Genomic DNA, 15,167 nt, shown 5'->3' with positions numbered 1-15,167 from the left:
CCACAAATAACATGAGTTCAATATTCATGTTATTTTCGAGTGTCACATTCCGGGTTAGATCGCACCGATGTCATCACGGCGTTCGAGGCGAATGGTCTGAACAAGACCCTTGGGATGGCCGTTCGCAATCTCGATCGTCCCGCCGAAGCGCTCGATGATCTCCTTGGCGATCGCCAACCCCAGGCCCGCTCCCGGAACGGTCTTCCTGCGCGCCATATCGACCCGGAAAAATGGTTCGAACACCTGACTGAGCAGTTCCGCAGGAATCCCCGGGCCATTGTCCGCGATCGTGATCACGGCCGCGCCAGCCTGATCCCGCTGAAGCGTAACGGTCGCGCCGCCACCGTGTGTTGCAGCGTTGATGACCAGATTTCGTATCGCCCTTTTCAGCGCCAGAGGCGCGCCGCGTGCGGGGATGGGTTCAACTGCCCCCGGATGAACCTTCAGCCCAAGTTGCCGCATCTCGCCGACAATCTCGGAAATCAGATCGTCCAGCTGAACGGTATCAGACGCACTTTCGGCAGCAACCTCCTCACGCACCAGGCGGATAGCGCTGTCGGCGATGGAATCCAGCTCCTCGAGATCGGCAAGCCACTTCTCTCTTTCTTCATCGTCCACGACAAACTCGGCCCTGAGCCGCATTCGCGTCATCGGAGTCCTGAGATCGTGGCCCGCGGCCGCGACAAGCCGCATTCGGCTTTCCATCGCGGAACGCAGCCGGGCTGAGAGTCTGTTGAGCGCCTGCGCCGTCGCACGCACTTCACCGGCACCGGTTTCGGGTATGTGCGGCAGCACGCCGTCGGATCCGATGCGGCCCGCCGCACTCTGCAGCAGCTCCAACGGACCGGTGATCTTGGATGCCGCAAAGATGGATACCGCCGTGCTTCCCATGACGATCAGCACCATCCAGCCGGCAAGAACGAACCACCCGTCGGGCGGCGGCCCGTGGTTCGGGACCACGGCATACAGCCACTCCTTGTTGGCCAGTTGCACGCCCGCCGCGGCCTCATTCGACCGCGACTGCTTGGTCACGACAGTCTCGCCGAAGATACCATTGCTTTCGAGCGTCTGCGCCAAGGCCGACGACAGCAGGTCGTCGCGCTCGCCGGAGGGCGGAGCATCGCGCAGCAGCACGCCCGCCCGAAGGGCGCTGTCCCGACCGGACGAGAGCAGCGCCGTCCCCATGCGCATCTGCGCAACGACCGTCGCCAGTCTCACGTCGGTACTCGGTGGCTGCAACACCCTGCTCGCAACGAAAGTGGCGAGCGTCACGACGGTGACGATCGCCAAAATCAGGAGGGCGACAATTCTGTTTCGCAATGACTTCATCGGTTCAACGTCGATAATTTGACAGGAACCGTCAGCTGATAGCCGCCATTCCTGACCGTCTTGAACAATGGGCTCGCAGTCCCGTCGCCGAGCTTGCGGCGCAACCGGCTCACGAGCACGTCGATCGAGCGGTCCAGTGGCTCCCGGCTTCGGCCCTGCGTCACATCAAGGAGCTGATCGCGAGACAACAAGCGACCTGGACGCTCGAGGAACACCTTGAGGAGGTCGAATTCGGCGCCGGTGAGCTCGATTTCGCTGCCATCGTCGCAACGGACGCGGCGCAACTCCGGATCGACCTCGAATTTCGCGAAGTGATAGATCTTCGCCTGGGACGCTTCAGGCTCGACGACCGCCATTCTGCGCAGCACAGCCTTGATCCTCGCCAGCAATTCACGCGGGTTGAACGGCTTGCTGAGATAATCGTCCGCCCCGAGCTCCAGCCCGATGATCCGATCGACGTCTTCCTTGAGCGCCGTCAGCAGGATCACGGCCACTGGCGGACGCCGATCGCGCAGGTCGCGGCAGATATCCAGGCCCGATCCATCCGGAAGCATCACATCCAGCACGATCAGGTCAGGATTGCTCGTCGCAAGCAGGGCTTCGCATTCGCGGCGATCTGCCGCGACGGAAACGCGCATCCCCTGCCCGGTCAGGTACCGTGACAGCAAGGTCCGGATTTCCCGGTCGTCGTCGACAATCAAGATGTGATCACTGTTGCTCATCGTTCCAGCCTGTTTGACTTGCGAATAGCGACCCTATCGCGCTCATGCCGAAGAAATTTGTAACTTTGTATTGCTGGCACGGAGTCAGCAACGTTCATTTACAAATCTCGGAGATTCGGACGAACACAGCAACGTTTCGGCGAAGCGCAGACAAACTCCCCTTGTAAATCGGCTTCATCAATCACCGGGAGCTGCATGGGCAACACGTCCTCCCCTTTTCACACTGCCGCACCGCGGCCCCATGCGCTCCGATCAACCGAAGGTTCGTTGGTGCCGCTCACGCTCCTCCAGCAAACCCGTCCGTAGGGATAATGTTTGTGTCTGTAATCAAGAAAGCAGATTTTCGCCTGGCCGTATTGCCCCTTCTCGCCAGCGTGGCCTTGGCGGGCTGCAACGACAGCAAGACGGCGGCCCAGCCGCCGGTCGTCAAGCCGCAGGTCAGTGTAGTATCGATGCACCCCAAATCCGTTACCATCACCGCGCAGTTGCCGGGCCGTACGGCCGCATCACTCGTCGCGGAGGTCCGTCCGCAGGTCGGCGGCATTATCAGGGCGCGAAACTTCAAGGAGGGAACGGAAGTAAAGGCCGGCGAGATCCTCTACGAAATCGATCCAGCCCCCTATCAAGCAACCTATGACAGCGCCGCAGCCGCGCTTCAAAAGGCACAAGGTGCCCTGCCGAGCGCGCAGGCAAAGGTCGATCGCTACAAGAATCTGACGGCGCAAAACGCAGTCAGCGTCCAGGATCTGGACGACGCAAAATCGACCCTCGTGCAGGCCGAAGCCGATATCGCATCCGCAAAGGCGGCTCTTGAAACAGCGCGCATCAACCTCGATTACACAAAGATCCGGGCGCCCATCGACGGCCGCATCGACGCCTCGGCCGTGACGGTCGGGGCGCTTGTCACCGCCGAGCAGACCACGGTTCTCACAACGGTTCGCGCTCTCGACCCGATCAACGTCAACGTCACGCAGTCGAGCACCAATCTCCTGAAGTTTCGCAAGGCGGTCGAAACAGGAAAGCTCAAGCTGACGGGCGACGATGTCAGCGCTCACCTCACCCTCGAGGACGGCAGCAACTACGGGAGGACCGGCAAGCTGGAATTTGCCGAAGCCTCTGTCGACGAAAGCGTCGGCACCTTCACCGTCCGCGCGGAATTCCCGAACCCCGATCACACCCTTCTTCCCGGCATGTACGTGCGGGCAACTATCGAAGAGGGCGTGGCTGAAAAGAGCTTCCTCATTCCGCAGCGCGCGATCACCCGCGACACGAAGGGCGACCCCACGGCCCTGTTCGTGACGAGCGAAGGCAAGATCGAGCAACGTGTGCTCGGCGTGGATAGGAGCGTTGGAAACAACTGGCTCGTCCTGTCCGGCGTCAACGATGGTGACAAGGTCGTCGTCGAGGGCAGCCAGCGGGTTCAGGTCGGACAGGACGTTGCGGCCAAAGAGGTGACCATCGACGACTCGACCGGCGACATCATGACCTCACAGGCAGAACCCGAACCAACGAAGCAGGCTTCGGCCGCATCGCACTCGCAGCTCTGAGGTCGCTCGTCATGTCCCGCTTCTTTATCGACAGGCCCATCTTTGCGTGGGTCATCGCCATCTGCATCATGCTTGGCGGACTGTTGTCCGTCACCACGCTGTCGATTTCGCAATATCCGCAGATTGCGCCAACAACTGTCACCATTTCCGCGACCTATTCAGGCGCGGACGCCGAGACCGTGGAAAATTCGGTGACCAAGGTCATCGAACAGGGAATGACCGGGATCGACAATCTCGACTACATGACCTCCACGTCCCAGTCGACGGGATCCGCCTCGATCGCGCTGACCTTTACCAACAAGGCAGACCCCGACGTCGCGCAGATGCAGGTGCAGAACAAGCTGCAGCTGGTCGAGGCTCAGCTCCCGCAGAGCGTCCAAAACTCCGGCCTGACAGTCACGAAATCAACCTCCAACTTCCTGATGGTCATCGGCTTCGTATCGACCGACGGCAAGTTGAACTCGACCGATCTTGCCGACTACGTCAACAGCACGCTGAACGACACCCTGAAGCGCGTTGCAGGCGTGGGCGACACACGGCTTTTCGGCTCCGGCTACGCCATGCGGATCTGGGTCGATCCCGACAAGCTGGCGAAATACTCGTTGATGGTCAGCAACGTCACTTCGGCCATCGAGGCGCAGAACACCCAGGTCGCGGCCGGCCAACTTGGCGCGCTGCCCCAGCGCAAGGGCCAGCAACTCAACGCAACGGTCACCGCCAAGAGCCGGCTGCAGACGCCCGAGCAGTTCGAAAACATCATCCTGAAGAGCAACAGCGATGGGTCGCTCGTCCGCCTCAACGACGTGGCTACCGTCGAACTCGGTGCCGAGAGCTATGCAAGCTCCAGCACCTATAACGGCAAGCCTTCGGCCGGATTGGCCATCATGCTTGCTTCCGGCGCCAACGCTATCGATACCGCCGAGGCTGTCCAGTCGACCATCAATGATCTGAAGCAGACGCTGCCCGCCAATGTCGAGGTGGTCTATCCCTACGACACCACGCCGTTCGTCAAGCTCTCGATCGAAGACGTCGTAAAGACACTGCTCGAGGCCGTCGTTCTCGTGTTTGTCGTCATGTTCGTGTTTCTGCAGAGCCTTCGCGCAACGATCATTCCGACTCTCGCGGTTCCCGTGGTCCTGCTTGGAACGTTCGGTATCCTTTCCTACCTGGGATACTCGATCAATACACTAACCATGTTCGGCATGGTGTTGGCCATCGGCCTTCTCGTGGATGACGCCATCGTGGTGGTGGAGAACGTCGAGCGCGTCATGGAGGAAGAAGGTCTTTCGCCTAAGCAGGCGACGATCAAATCCATGGGCGAAATCACCGGTGCGCTGATCGGTATTGCCACAGTTCTCTCGGCCGTCTTCGTTCCCATGGCTTTCTTCTCCGGCTCGGTCGGGGTCATCTATCGCCAGTTCTCAGTCACGATCGTTTCGGCGATGGTGCTCTCCGTTCTTGTTGCGCTGGTTCTGACGCCTGCGCTCTGTGCAACGATCCTGAAAAAGCCGGCGCATGGCGCGAAGAATAACGGGCCGTTCGGCTGGTTCAACCGTGGATTCGACCGCGGAACGCACGCCTATCAACGCAGCGTCGGCGGCATCATCAAGCGCCGTGGGCGCTTCCTTATGCTATTTTTGCTCGTCGCAGTCGCCGTTGGTGTCCTGTTCACGCGTCTGCCCAGCTCCTTCCTGCCGGAAGAAGATCAAGGCATTCTGATCACGAGCGTCCAGCTTCCTGTCGGCGCGACCGCCGATCGCACACAAAAGGTCCTGCAGCAGGTAACGGATCACTATCTCAACGACGAAAAGGAATACGTCACTGGTGTGATGGGCGTTGCCGGCTTCGGCTTCGGCGGACAGGGCCAGAACGTCGGCCTCGCCTTCGTGAAGCTGAAGGATTTTGAGGAACGCACAACCCCACAATCGAAGGCGCAGGCGATCGCCGGCCGTGCCATGAAAGCATTCCAGGGAATTGCGGACGCCAACGTGTTTGCGCTGTCTCCGCCGGCAATTCCGGGGTTCGGCAACAACAGCGGCTTCGATTTCTATCTGAAGGACACGAATGGCGCCGGCCACGAGAAACTGATCGAAGCACGCAATCAGCTGCTCGCTGCGGCTGGAAAGAGCAGCAAGCTTGTCGGCACCCGGCCAAACGGCCAGGAAGACACGCCGCAATACTCGGTCGATATCGATCAGGAGCGGGCGAGCGCACTCAATCTCGACCTGTCGGACATCGATACGACGTTGTCGACGGCTTGGGGCGGTGACTATGTCAACGACTTCGTCGACCGCGGCCGCGTCAAGAAGGTCTATGTCCAGGCGGGCGAGAATTTTCGCATGCAGCCGGAGGATTTCGACCGCTGGTACGTGAAGAATTCCGATGGAAACATGGTTCCTTTCTCTGCCTTTGCGAGCGGCCAATGGAAGTTCGGCTCTCCGCGTCTTGAACGCTACAACGGCTCGTCTGCCGTCGAAATCCAAGGTTCCGCGGCAAGCGGCGTTTCCTCCGGCGACGGGATGAACGAGATCGATGCGCTCGTAACCCAGCTCCCCCAGGGATTCACGCATGAATGGACAGGACTATCAGCGCAAGAGCGTCTATCCGGCAGCCAGGCAATGCAGCTCTACGCGATCTCGATCCTAGTGGTATTCCTGGCTCTCGCCGCGCTTTACGAAAGCTGGTCCATTCCGTTCGCCGTCATGCTGTCGGTACCGGTAGGCGTCTTCGGCGCACTTCTGGCGGCAACCCTCTTCGGGCAGGCCAACGACGTCTACTTCAAGGTCGGGCTACTGACCACGATCGGCCTTGCCGCGAAGAACGCCATCCTGATCGTCGAATTCGCCATTGAGCAGCAGAAGCACGGAAAGAGCCTCATCGAGGCGACTTTGGAGGCCTCCCGCCAGCGCTTGCGGCCGATCCTGATGACCTCGCTTGCTTTTATCCTCGGCGTCCTGCCGCTTGCGCTCGCAAACGGTGCCGGCTCGGGAAGCCAGAACTCGATCGGTATCGGGGTCATGGGCGGGATGATTGCCTCGACGGTGCTCGGCGTCTTCTTCATCCCACTGCTGTTCGTCACGATCCGTGGCTTCTTCAAGGGCACGGTCGAAACACCCGAGGCGCAGCCTTCCGACGAAGCAGTCGCACACCAATCCTAACCAGGGAATTCCGATATGAAGAACGTCAAGTTGGAGCGCTCGCGCGCTCCCACAACGGGTCAGGTGCTACGGCTTTCAGTTGCTTTCCTGTCATTGTCCTTGGCCAGCGGCTGCGTCGTTGGTCCCGACTATCGGAAGCCGACGCTGGCAATGCCGATAAGCTGGAGCAAAAAGACCAAGCAGGAGGCTCCACCAGAGCTTTCGCAATGGTGGAAGAAGCTCAACGATCCGTTGCTCGACCAGCTTGTCGACGAGGCTGTCGCAGGCAACCTCGATGTGGCCTCGGCAAAGGCCAAAGTTCGCCAAGCCCGGGCAACGACGCGAGAACAAGCAGGAAGCCTGCTGCCGTCCGCAACCGCGTCATCGTCTGCGACGCGAAACCGGTCCGCGGCGACCGAGGGCAGCGAAGCCTCGGTCTATCCGCAGTATCAGGCCGGTTTCGATGCAAGTTGGGAACTGGATCTATTCGGCGGCAACAAGCGGGGATTGGAAGCCGCGCGCTACAGCGAACAGGCCTCGGAAGAGGAACTGCGCGACACACTCGTCACGTTGATAGGCGACATCACATCCTACTACGTCCAGGCGCGCGAATATCAGGCCCTTATCGCACTCGCGGAGCGATCGGCCAAATCCCAGCGCCAGACGGCCGCTCTCACGCGCCGGCAGTTCGAGGCGGGTGAAGCAACCGGGGTCGATGCTGCAAAGGCCGATGCCCAGGCGGCGTCGACCGAAGCCGATGTGCCCTCCTATCGCATATCTTACGCGCAGACGATCCACCGCATCGGCATCCTGACAGGAAAATCCCCCGACGCCGTTGAGGCAAGAATGTCGAAAAATGCTCCGATCCCGACGCCTCCAACCAAGGTTTCGCCCGGCATCCCCGCCGACATCCTGCTCAACCGGCCGGACGTGCGACAAGCCGAGCGCCAGCTCGCGCAATACACCGCCAAGATCGGTCAGGCAGAAGCGGATCGGTATCCCTCGATCAGCCTGACAGGCAGTATCTCGAGTTCGGCCACAAGCATCGGCGACCTTGCCAAGAAATCCACGATCGGCTGGTCGATCGGGCCGACCGTCAGCATCCCCCTGTTTCAGGGTGGTCAGTTGAAGGCTGCAGTCGATGTCGCGAAGGCACAGCGCGATCAGTATTTCGTCGCTTACCAATCCTCGGTTCTATCGGCGATGGAAGACGTCGAGAACGCAATCGTGGGGCTCAACCAATCGCGCCTGAAGAACGCCAAGCTTGCCGTCTCCGTGGCAGGCTACCGACAGGCGGCCAAGCTCTCGCGGTCGCTCAACGAAACGGGCGCAACCAACTTCCTGAACGTTCTCGATTCGGAGCGGTCGCTCTACTCCGCCGAAGAGAGCTTCATTCAGGGCCGCGTCGATATCGCCACCTACTACATTGCGCTCAACAAGGCGCTGGGCGGTGGCTGGGATGCTGCACTCGATATCGACAAGCCAGTCGTCCGGGACAAGGGCGAAGCGCCGCATCTCGTGTCGATGCGCTAGGACAACCTCAAATGAGATCGACAAGATGATCAAGAAGAAGACAGCGGGCGCCATACTGGCTCTTTGCGCCGTCGGCACCGTCGCCGCCACCATCTGGTGGCAGGCCCCCGCAAAGGCGAGCAACGTGCTGACGGCGGCAGTCGCCCGCGGTGATATCGAGCGCAGTGTTCTTGCAACGGGCACCTTCAAGCCCGTCAAGCTGGTCGCCGTCGGCGCACAGGTGTCAGGCCGCATCACGCGCCTTGCCGTTCGCCTCGGAGAGGAGATCAAGCAGGGCAGCTTGGTTGCCGAGATCGATTCCACTACCCAGAAAAACAACCTGAAAACCGCGGAGGCAGCCCTGGCCAACGTCAAGGCACAGCTCCAGGAAACGGAAGCCGACCTCGATAACGCCAAGATCACGCTGACGCGACAGCAGAACATCTATGCCAATCGGGCGGGTGCAAAGGCCGATCTCGACAGCGCCGAGGCATCCGTGAAGAAAATCCAGGCGCAGATCGCCGCACTGGAGGCGCAGATCGTCGAAGCGGAGGTTACCGTCGAAACGGCAAAGGCCAACCTCGGCTACACCAGGATCACCGCTCCGATGGACGGCACGGTCCTGGCCGTCGTCAACCAGGAAGGCCAAACGGTCAACGCCGCCCAGACGGCGCCCACCATCGTCGTCCTCGGCGAGCTGTCCACCATGACGGTGCGCGCGGAGATCTCCGAAGCTGATGTGGTGCGCGTGGCACCGGGCCAGCCAGTCTATTTCTCGATCATCGGCGAGCCTGCCCTACGCCATGACGCGGTGCTGAAGTCCATCGAACCCGCACCCGAATCCATCACCAGTGACAGCAGCATCAGTTCGTCGTCCAGCAGCAGCGGAAGCTCGTCGACATCCTCGTCCTCCTCATCCGCCATCTACTATAACGGCATCTTCGATGTGCCGAACGCCGACGGCCATTTCCGGACCTATATGTCAGCCGAGGTGCACATTGTCCTGGCATCCCGGAAAGACGTTCTCGTCGTCCCGGCTGCCGCCGTGACAACCGATCGGAAATCCGGCAAGAGCACGATCAAGTTGGTCGGTGCCGATGGCACGACTTCGCCGCGCACGATCGAAGTCGGCGAGAGCGACGGCGTCAATGTCGAAGTGCTCTCCGGCCTTGCCGAGGGAGAGCAGGTCGTCATTGGTGAAGCGGTGACGACCAAGGCGGCCACGAATGCGGGCGGACCGCCGCCACCGATGGGGATGTGAACCATGGCGCAGCCCCTGATCGAACTGAGCGGCGTTACCCGCATCTACCCCTCGGGCGACGAGAGCCTGACCGTCCTGGACGACGTGAGCCTGACAATCGAACGTGGCGAGATGGTCGCCATCGTCGGCCCGTCGGGTTCAGGGAAGTCGACGCTGATGAACATACTCGGTCTCCTGGATCGGCCGACAACAGGCACCTATGCGATCGATGGCCAAGTCACCGGTGCACTTCCGAGCGACGCGCTTTCCAAACTGCGGCGCGAGCACCTGGGCTTCATCTTTCAGCGCTACCAGCTGTTGCCCGATCTGACCGCTGTCGCCAATGTCGAGATGCCTGCGATCTACGCCGGTCAACCGGCCGCGGTCCGCCACGGCCACGCGAAGGGCCTTCTGGAGCGCCTCGGAATGGGCGCGCGGCTGCATCACAAGCCGGGCCAGCTTTCCGGCGGGCAGCAGCAGCGGGTATCGATCGCACGTGCCCTTGTCAATGGCGGCGACATCATCCTCGCCGACGAGCCCACGGGCGCGCTGGACCGGGAAAGTGGCGAAGAAGTGCTTCGCATCCTCGGCGAACTTCATGCCGACGGACGAACAGTCATCATTGTCACCCACGATCTTTCCGTCGCCTCGCGCGCCCAGCGGATCATCGAGATCGCAGACGGTCGCATCGTGGCCGACCGCCGACAGCGCGAGCAATCACCACCGCCGCCCGCAGCCAATCCTGCGACCAGCAGCAGTGGACGATTTGCGTCGCTTGGCCGCCTTGCGGAAGCCTCCGCGATGGCGTTTCGCGCGCTTGCAGCGCACCGGATGCGCACGTTTCTGACGATGCTGGGGATCATCATTGGGATCGCCTCGGTGATCTGCGTCGTGGCGCTTGGCGAAGGATCGCAGAAGAAGGTGCTGGAAAACATCAGCAGCCTGGGCACCAACACGCTTGAGATCTTCCCAGGCAGCGGATTTGGAGATACCCGCTCCGGGCGCGTCAAGACCCTTCGGGTCGCGGATGCTGATGCACTGTCGAAACTGTCTTACGTGGCCGCGGTAACCCCCACCGTCTCGACCTCAGGAACCGTCCGCTTCTCTTCCCTGGAAGCGAATGCGTTGATCAACGGCGTCGGCGAACAGTATTTCACTGCGAAAGGCTCCAAGCTTGTCGCCGGCAGGTTCTTCAATGCCGCAAGCGTGCGTGACGTTACGCAGGAAGCCGTCATCGACACCAATACCGCCGACGCACTTTTCGGCAAGGCGTCCGATGCCGTCGGCAGCGTCGTGCTGGTCGATTCCGTTCCCGTGCTCATCGTAGGTGTGATCAGCGCCCAACAGGGCGGATTCGGCTCCAGCGACAACCTCTCGGTCTATCTGCCGTATACGAGCGTGCAGACCCGCTTCCTCGGCGACATGTCGTTACGGAGCGTGACCGTGCGCGTCGCCGACGATGCCGAAAGCTCGGTAGCCGAGGCATCGGTGTCGCGGTTTCTGGAGCAGCGCCACGGGAAGAAAGACTTCTTCATCCTGAACACCGACGACATCCGCAAGACGATCACCAGCACGGCGAGCACGCTGACGCTGCTGGTTTCCGCGATCGCGGTGATCTCGCTCGTTGTCGGCGGGATCGGCGTCATGAACATCATGCTGGTATCGGTCTCCGAGCGGGTGTCGGAAATCGGCGTTCGCATGGCCGTGGGCGCCAGACGCCAGGATATCCTTCAACAGTTCCTGATCGAGGCCGTCCTGGTCTGCCTGCTCGGCGGAATACTGGGCATCCTCACGGCTCTTGGCTTCGGCATGCTATTCAATAGCTTCGCGGCAGGCTTCACGCTCGTCTATTCGCCGATGGCGATCATCCTGGCGGCGGCCTGCTCTTGCCTGATCGGGCTGGTCTTCGGATTTCTGCCTGCGCGCAATGCCTCGCGGCTTGATCCGGTTACTGCGTTGGCGCGGGACTAACATGCAGTCCAGTGGTCGGGCCTATGATGCGGCCGCGCGTACGGTGAGGTACCGTGCGCAGAGCGAAAACAGGATGAACGAGAAGGCGCAGAAGGTGACGCCGCCGGTTGCCCTGTAGCCCAGAAACCCGGCAACGCCGCCTAGAAGGAACGACAGGAGCGTTGTGACGTGCAACACGAGCCGGCGGGCGACCATCGGTCGATCCGGCGCTCTTGCGTCGCCTGTCATGAGGGCGAGACCGACTCCGATATCCGTCGCGATTCCGGAGACATGCGTCGTGCGAACCCGGCTGCCGGAAATACGCGTCGAGGCGGCATTCTGCAGACCCATGGTGAAGCTCAGAAGGCCCGCGATGGTGGCACCGTTGACCGAGGACCCGAGCTTTGCCGTATAGATGCCGACGGCCATGAGAAAAATGGCTTCCGACAGCAGCGTAAGCGCGTAGATGTTCGAAAGCCTCCGGCGCTTTCCGAGCTCGATGAAGAGAGAAGCGCTGAACGCGCCGAGAACAAACATCGTGACGATGGTCACGAATGCGATGGCAACCGTAAACTCCTGGATCGAAATGTGATCCGAGATCAGCGAGACGTTGCCCGTCATGTTGGCCGAGAAATAGCCATAGGCGAGGTACCCAGCGCTGTTGACGCCGCCAGCCACAAAGGACAGCGCGGCAGCCAGAAGCAGATCTATTCTCGATGTTCGGTTTTCGCCTTCGTGAATCAGCATCTTGCAACGGATGAAAAACGGTCTGGAGCAACAAAGACTGATTTATCCTCGGTCGCGGCTGCGATGCAAGCCGTTCCCCTCCATGCGCCGATCCGCAGACGCGGAAAGTGCGGCGCTGGGTGAGCGCCGCATTCCAGATATAGGCCCGCGAGGGGCCAGGGCTGGAGTCTGCCCCAGCCCCCCAGGGGAGGAACTCAGGCCTTGGGTGCCGTCTTTTCGTGCAGCGGCTCCTTGCGGTGCCAGTTCTCGAGGATCCGGCCGCTGGTGTGCTTCTGGTTCGCCCAGTGAATGCCGTTGCTGATAACCTTCAGGACGTGGGGGTTGTGGTAGACAGGATAGGTCTCGTGACCGGGGCTGAAGTAGAAGATGCGCCCGCGTCCACGCTGGAAGGTGAAACCGCTTCGGAACACTTCGCCGCCGGAGTACCAGGAAATGAAGATCAACTCGTCCGGCGTCGGGATGTCGAAGGGCTCGCCGTACATCTCCGAAGCCTCCACTTCAAAGTAAGGCGGCAGGCCCTCCGCGATCGGGTGCGACGGGTTGATGACCCACACGCGCTCCAAATCACCCTCCGGCAACTCGCGCCAGGAGAGGTTTGCATTGGTGCCCATCAGGCGCCGGAACAGCTTCGAATGATGGCCCGAGTGCAGGAAGACGATGCCCATGCCCTTCAGGATTCGCTGCTGGATACGGTCAACGAGGCTGTCACTGATTTCCTCATGAGCGACGTGCCCCCACCAGAGCAGCACGTCCGTATCGTTCAAGAGCGAATCCGGCATGCCCTGCTCGGGCTCATCAATGGTGGTCCGGCGGATCTCGAAATCCGGGCTCTCGATGCCCTTGGCGATAGCGCCGTCCATCCGGTCGGGATAAATCTTCTGCACCGCCTCGTCGTGCTGCTCGTGGCGTCCTTCGTTCCAGATCGTGACCTTGATCGTCATTTCTTTCCTCGTTGTCATGCATTGACCGGGCGGATTGCCTGGCCGGATTGATCGAACAGATGGCAAGCGGCGGGGTCCGCCGTCAGTGAGACCCGATCGCCCGGGCGGATTGACAGGTCGCCCTCGGTGCGGACGATCAGTGGCTGGTCGGCCGAGCCGACCGTCAGGTAGGTTTCGACCCCCAGTCGCTCGACGATGCCAACCTCGAGCGAGAAAGGACCTTGGCCGCCGGGCGCGATCTTCAGATGCTCGGGCCGTATCCCGAGCTGCAAATCACCGCGCGGCCCGTTCGTGCCGGCGCCGGGGATATCGAGCAAAATGCCTAGTGGGCTTTCAAGGCGCAGTGCGCCGTTGTCGCCAGCGGCCGCCTTGGTCGGGATCAGGTTCATCTTCGGGGATCCGATGAAGGTCGCCACGAACTCGTTTTGAGGCTGATGATACAGGCTCATCGGCGCCCCTTGCTGGGCAACTGTGCCCTTGTTCAGGACGACGATCCGGTCGGCCATGGTCATCGCCTCGACCTGATCGTGCGTGACATAGACGGCCGTTGCCTTGAGTTCGCGATGGAGGCGCTGAAGCTCGGCACGCATCTGGACGCGTAGCGCGGAATCGAGATTTGACAGCGGCTCGTCAAACAGAATGAGCGACGGCTTCTTGATGATCGCACGCCCGATCGCCACACGCTGACGCTGACCGCCGCTAAGAGCGGCCGGACGGCGATCGAGATATTCCCTGAGCTGGAGAATCTCGGCGACTTCCTCCACCTGCTTGCGGATCTCCGCGGCAGGCACCTTCTTCAGGGAAAGGGAAAAGCCGATGTTCTCGGCCACGGTCATATGCGGATAGAGCGCGTAGCTCTGGAAGACCATGGCGATGCCGCGCTTGTCCGGCGGCACGTCGTTGATGCGCTGGCCATTCAGGATCAGGTCGCCGCCGTCGATCCCTTCAAGTCCGGCGATCATCCGCAGCAGCGTGGACTTGCCACAACCCGAAGGTCCGACGAAGACCGCGAACTCGCCGTCCTCGACCGTGATGTCGACGCCTTTGATGACTTCCAGCGCGCCGTAGTATTTGCGAACATTTCTGAGCGTAATCATGAATGTGTCTCTTTCTCCATCGCGTCGATGGTCAGCCCTTCACGCCGCCGGCGAACGTCTGAACGAGAAAACGTCGCGCGAAGCTGAAGGCGATGACGGCAGGCAGGAGGTAGATGAATGCCAGGGCGGCAAGGAAACCGTAGTCGACCGTGTTGACGCGCAGGAAGGCGCGAAACAGGCCGAGCGGCAGCGGTTGAAGCTCCGGTGATGAAATGAGGATCAAGGGGAGGAGGAAGTCGCCCCAGGCGAAGATGAAGGAAAACAGGCCTGACGCGGCCAATCCCGGCAAGGCAAGCGGAATGAGGACCCGACGAATGCGCTGGGTCATCGTCGCACCGTCCATCAGGGCCGCCTCTTCGTAGTCCTTCGGCAGACCATCGAAAAAGGTCTTCATGATCCAGAGCGCCAGCGGCAACTGGAGCGTGGCGAGGACGAGGATGATGCCGAGATAGCCGTCGATGAAACCCGTATACTTCATGATTGACCGGGTGTAGCTGCCGAAGATCGGCCGCAGCACGGCACCCTCGACATTGTTCATCGTCAGCAGAACCTTGTAGAGCGGCACGATCAGAGCCGTTGGCGGCAGCACCCGGATCAGAAGGATGCCGTAGAGAAACGGCAGCTTCCACCAGGCGTTCGTCCGCGATAGCGCGTAGCCGCCTAGCCCCGCCAGGATCATGACCAGCACCGTCGCGCTCACGACGATGATCAGCGAATTCATCAACCACCGCCCACCATCTTCCTCGAGGAAGATGCGGGTGTAGTTGTTGAACGTCAGCTCGGCCGGCCAACGCAAGAAGAGCTGTGCGTTTGCGTCGAAGGACGCAATCAGAACCCAGAAGAATGGGAGCGCGCAGAAGATCGAAATGATCGACAGCGTCGCATAGGCCATGAGATCGCCCTGGCGCTTGTTTGCTTTCTCGGCAGGAGACATGACTGCCATGG

The 15,167-nt window shown here is 61.0% G+C and carries 11 protein-coding genes; 5 read left to right on the top strand and 6 right to left on the bottom strand.

Annotated features, from left to right (window positions below; all coding sequences use genetic code 11):
- Nucleotides 1–54 precede the first annotated feature (54 nt).
- Both QTL94_RS26910 and QTL94_RS26905 read right to left on the bottom strand, forming a co-directional pair.
- Nucleotides 55–1,329 (bottom strand): ATP-binding protein, encoded by a 1,275-nt coding sequence (locus tag QTL94_RS26910; RefSeq protein WP_289803669.1) that lies wholly within the window; start codon nucleotides 1,327–1,329, stop codon nucleotides 55–57.
- The gene (locus tag QTL94_RS26905; RefSeq protein WP_289803668.1) at nucleotides 1,326–2,051 is read right to left on the bottom strand and encodes a response regulator; all 726 of its coding nucleotides are present in this window, start codon (nucleotides 2,049–2,051) and stop codon (nucleotides 1,326–1,328) included. Before QTL94_RS26905 ends, QTL94_RS26910 begins: the two co-directional genes overlap by 4 nt.
- Before the next feature lie 311 nt (nucleotides 2,052–2,362).
- Between QTL94_RS26905 and QTL94_RS26900 the strand changes: the two genes are divergently transcribed.
- From QTL94_RS26900 to QTL94_RS26880, 5 genes are read left to right on the top strand one after another with little or no spacing between them, the layout of a single operon-like run.
- Nucleotides 2,363–3,598: an efflux RND transporter periplasmic adaptor subunit gene (locus tag QTL94_RS26900; RefSeq protein ID WP_289803667.1), complete on the top strand. Its 1,236-nt coding sequence runs from the start codon at nucleotides 2,363–2,365 to the stop codon at nucleotides 3,596–3,598.
- Between the two features lie 11 nt (nucleotides 3,599–3,609).
- Nucleotides 3,610–6,756, top strand: a complete 3,147-nt coding sequence (locus QTL94_RS26895) for an efflux RND transporter permease subunit (protein WP_289803666.1) — start codon at nucleotides 3,610–3,612, stop codon at nucleotides 6,754–6,756.
- A 15-nt stretch (nucleotides 6,757–6,771) separates the two neighbouring features.
- The gene (locus QTL94_RS26890; RefSeq protein WP_289803665.1) at nucleotides 6,772–8,268 is read left to right on the top strand and encodes an efflux transporter outer membrane subunit; all 1,497 of its coding nucleotides are present in this window, start codon (nucleotides 6,772–6,774) and stop codon (nucleotides 8,266–8,268) included.
- Between the two features lie 25 nt (nucleotides 8,269–8,293).
- A complete protein-coding gene (locus QTL94_RS26885; protein ID WP_289803664.1) occupies nucleotides 8,294–9,508 on the top strand; it encodes an efflux RND transporter periplasmic adaptor subunit in 1,215 nt (404 codons plus the stop codon).
- A 3-nt stretch (nucleotides 9,509–9,511) separates the two neighbouring features.
- Entirely contained in the window at nucleotides 9,512–11,458 is a 1,947-nt protein-coding gene (locus QTL94_RS26880; RefSeq protein WP_289803663.1) for a MacB family efflux pump subunit, read from the top strand.
- A gap of 21 nt (nucleotides 11,459–11,479) precedes the next feature.
- On the opposite strand, the gene QTL94_RS26875 is transcribed toward QTL94_RS26880, so the two are convergent.
- The 4 genes from QTL94_RS26875 to QTL94_RS26860 form a co-directional block, all read right to left on the bottom strand.
- A complete protein-coding gene (locus QTL94_RS26875; RefSeq protein WP_289803662.1) occupies nucleotides 11,480–12,184 on the bottom strand; it encodes a YoaK family protein in 705 nt (234 codons plus the stop codon).
- Nucleotides 12,185–12,378: 194 nt separating this feature from the next.
- On the bottom strand, nucleotides 12,379–13,125 hold the full coding sequence (locus tag QTL94_RS26870) for a ThuA domain-containing protein (protein ID WP_289803661.1): 747 nt from the start codon (nucleotides 13,123–13,125) through the stop codon (nucleotides 12,379–12,381).
- A gap of 14 nt (nucleotides 13,126–13,139) precedes the next feature.
- Nucleotides 13,140–14,222 (bottom strand): ABC transporter ATP-binding protein, encoded by a 1,083-nt coding sequence (locus tag QTL94_RS26865; protein ID WP_289803660.1) that lies wholly within the window; start codon nucleotides 14,220–14,222, stop codon nucleotides 13,140–13,142.
- Between the two features lie 31 nt (nucleotides 14,223–14,253).
- Nucleotides 14,254–15,165, bottom strand: coding sequence for a carbohydrate ABC transporter permease (locus tag QTL94_RS26860; protein ID WP_289803659.1), 912 nt, complete (start codon nucleotides 15,163–15,165; stop codon nucleotides 14,254–14,256).
- Between the last annotated feature and the right edge of the window lie 2 nt (nucleotides 15,166–15,167).

The sequence above is a fragment of the Rhizobium sp. S96 genome, assembly GCF_030382195.1.
Taxonomy (GTDB): domain Bacteria; phylum Pseudomonadota; class Alphaproteobacteria; order Rhizobiales; family Rhizobiaceae; genus Rhizobium.
The sequence above is the reverse complement of the archived record's forward strand: the minus strand, read 5'-3'. Positions and strand labels throughout refer to the sequence as shown.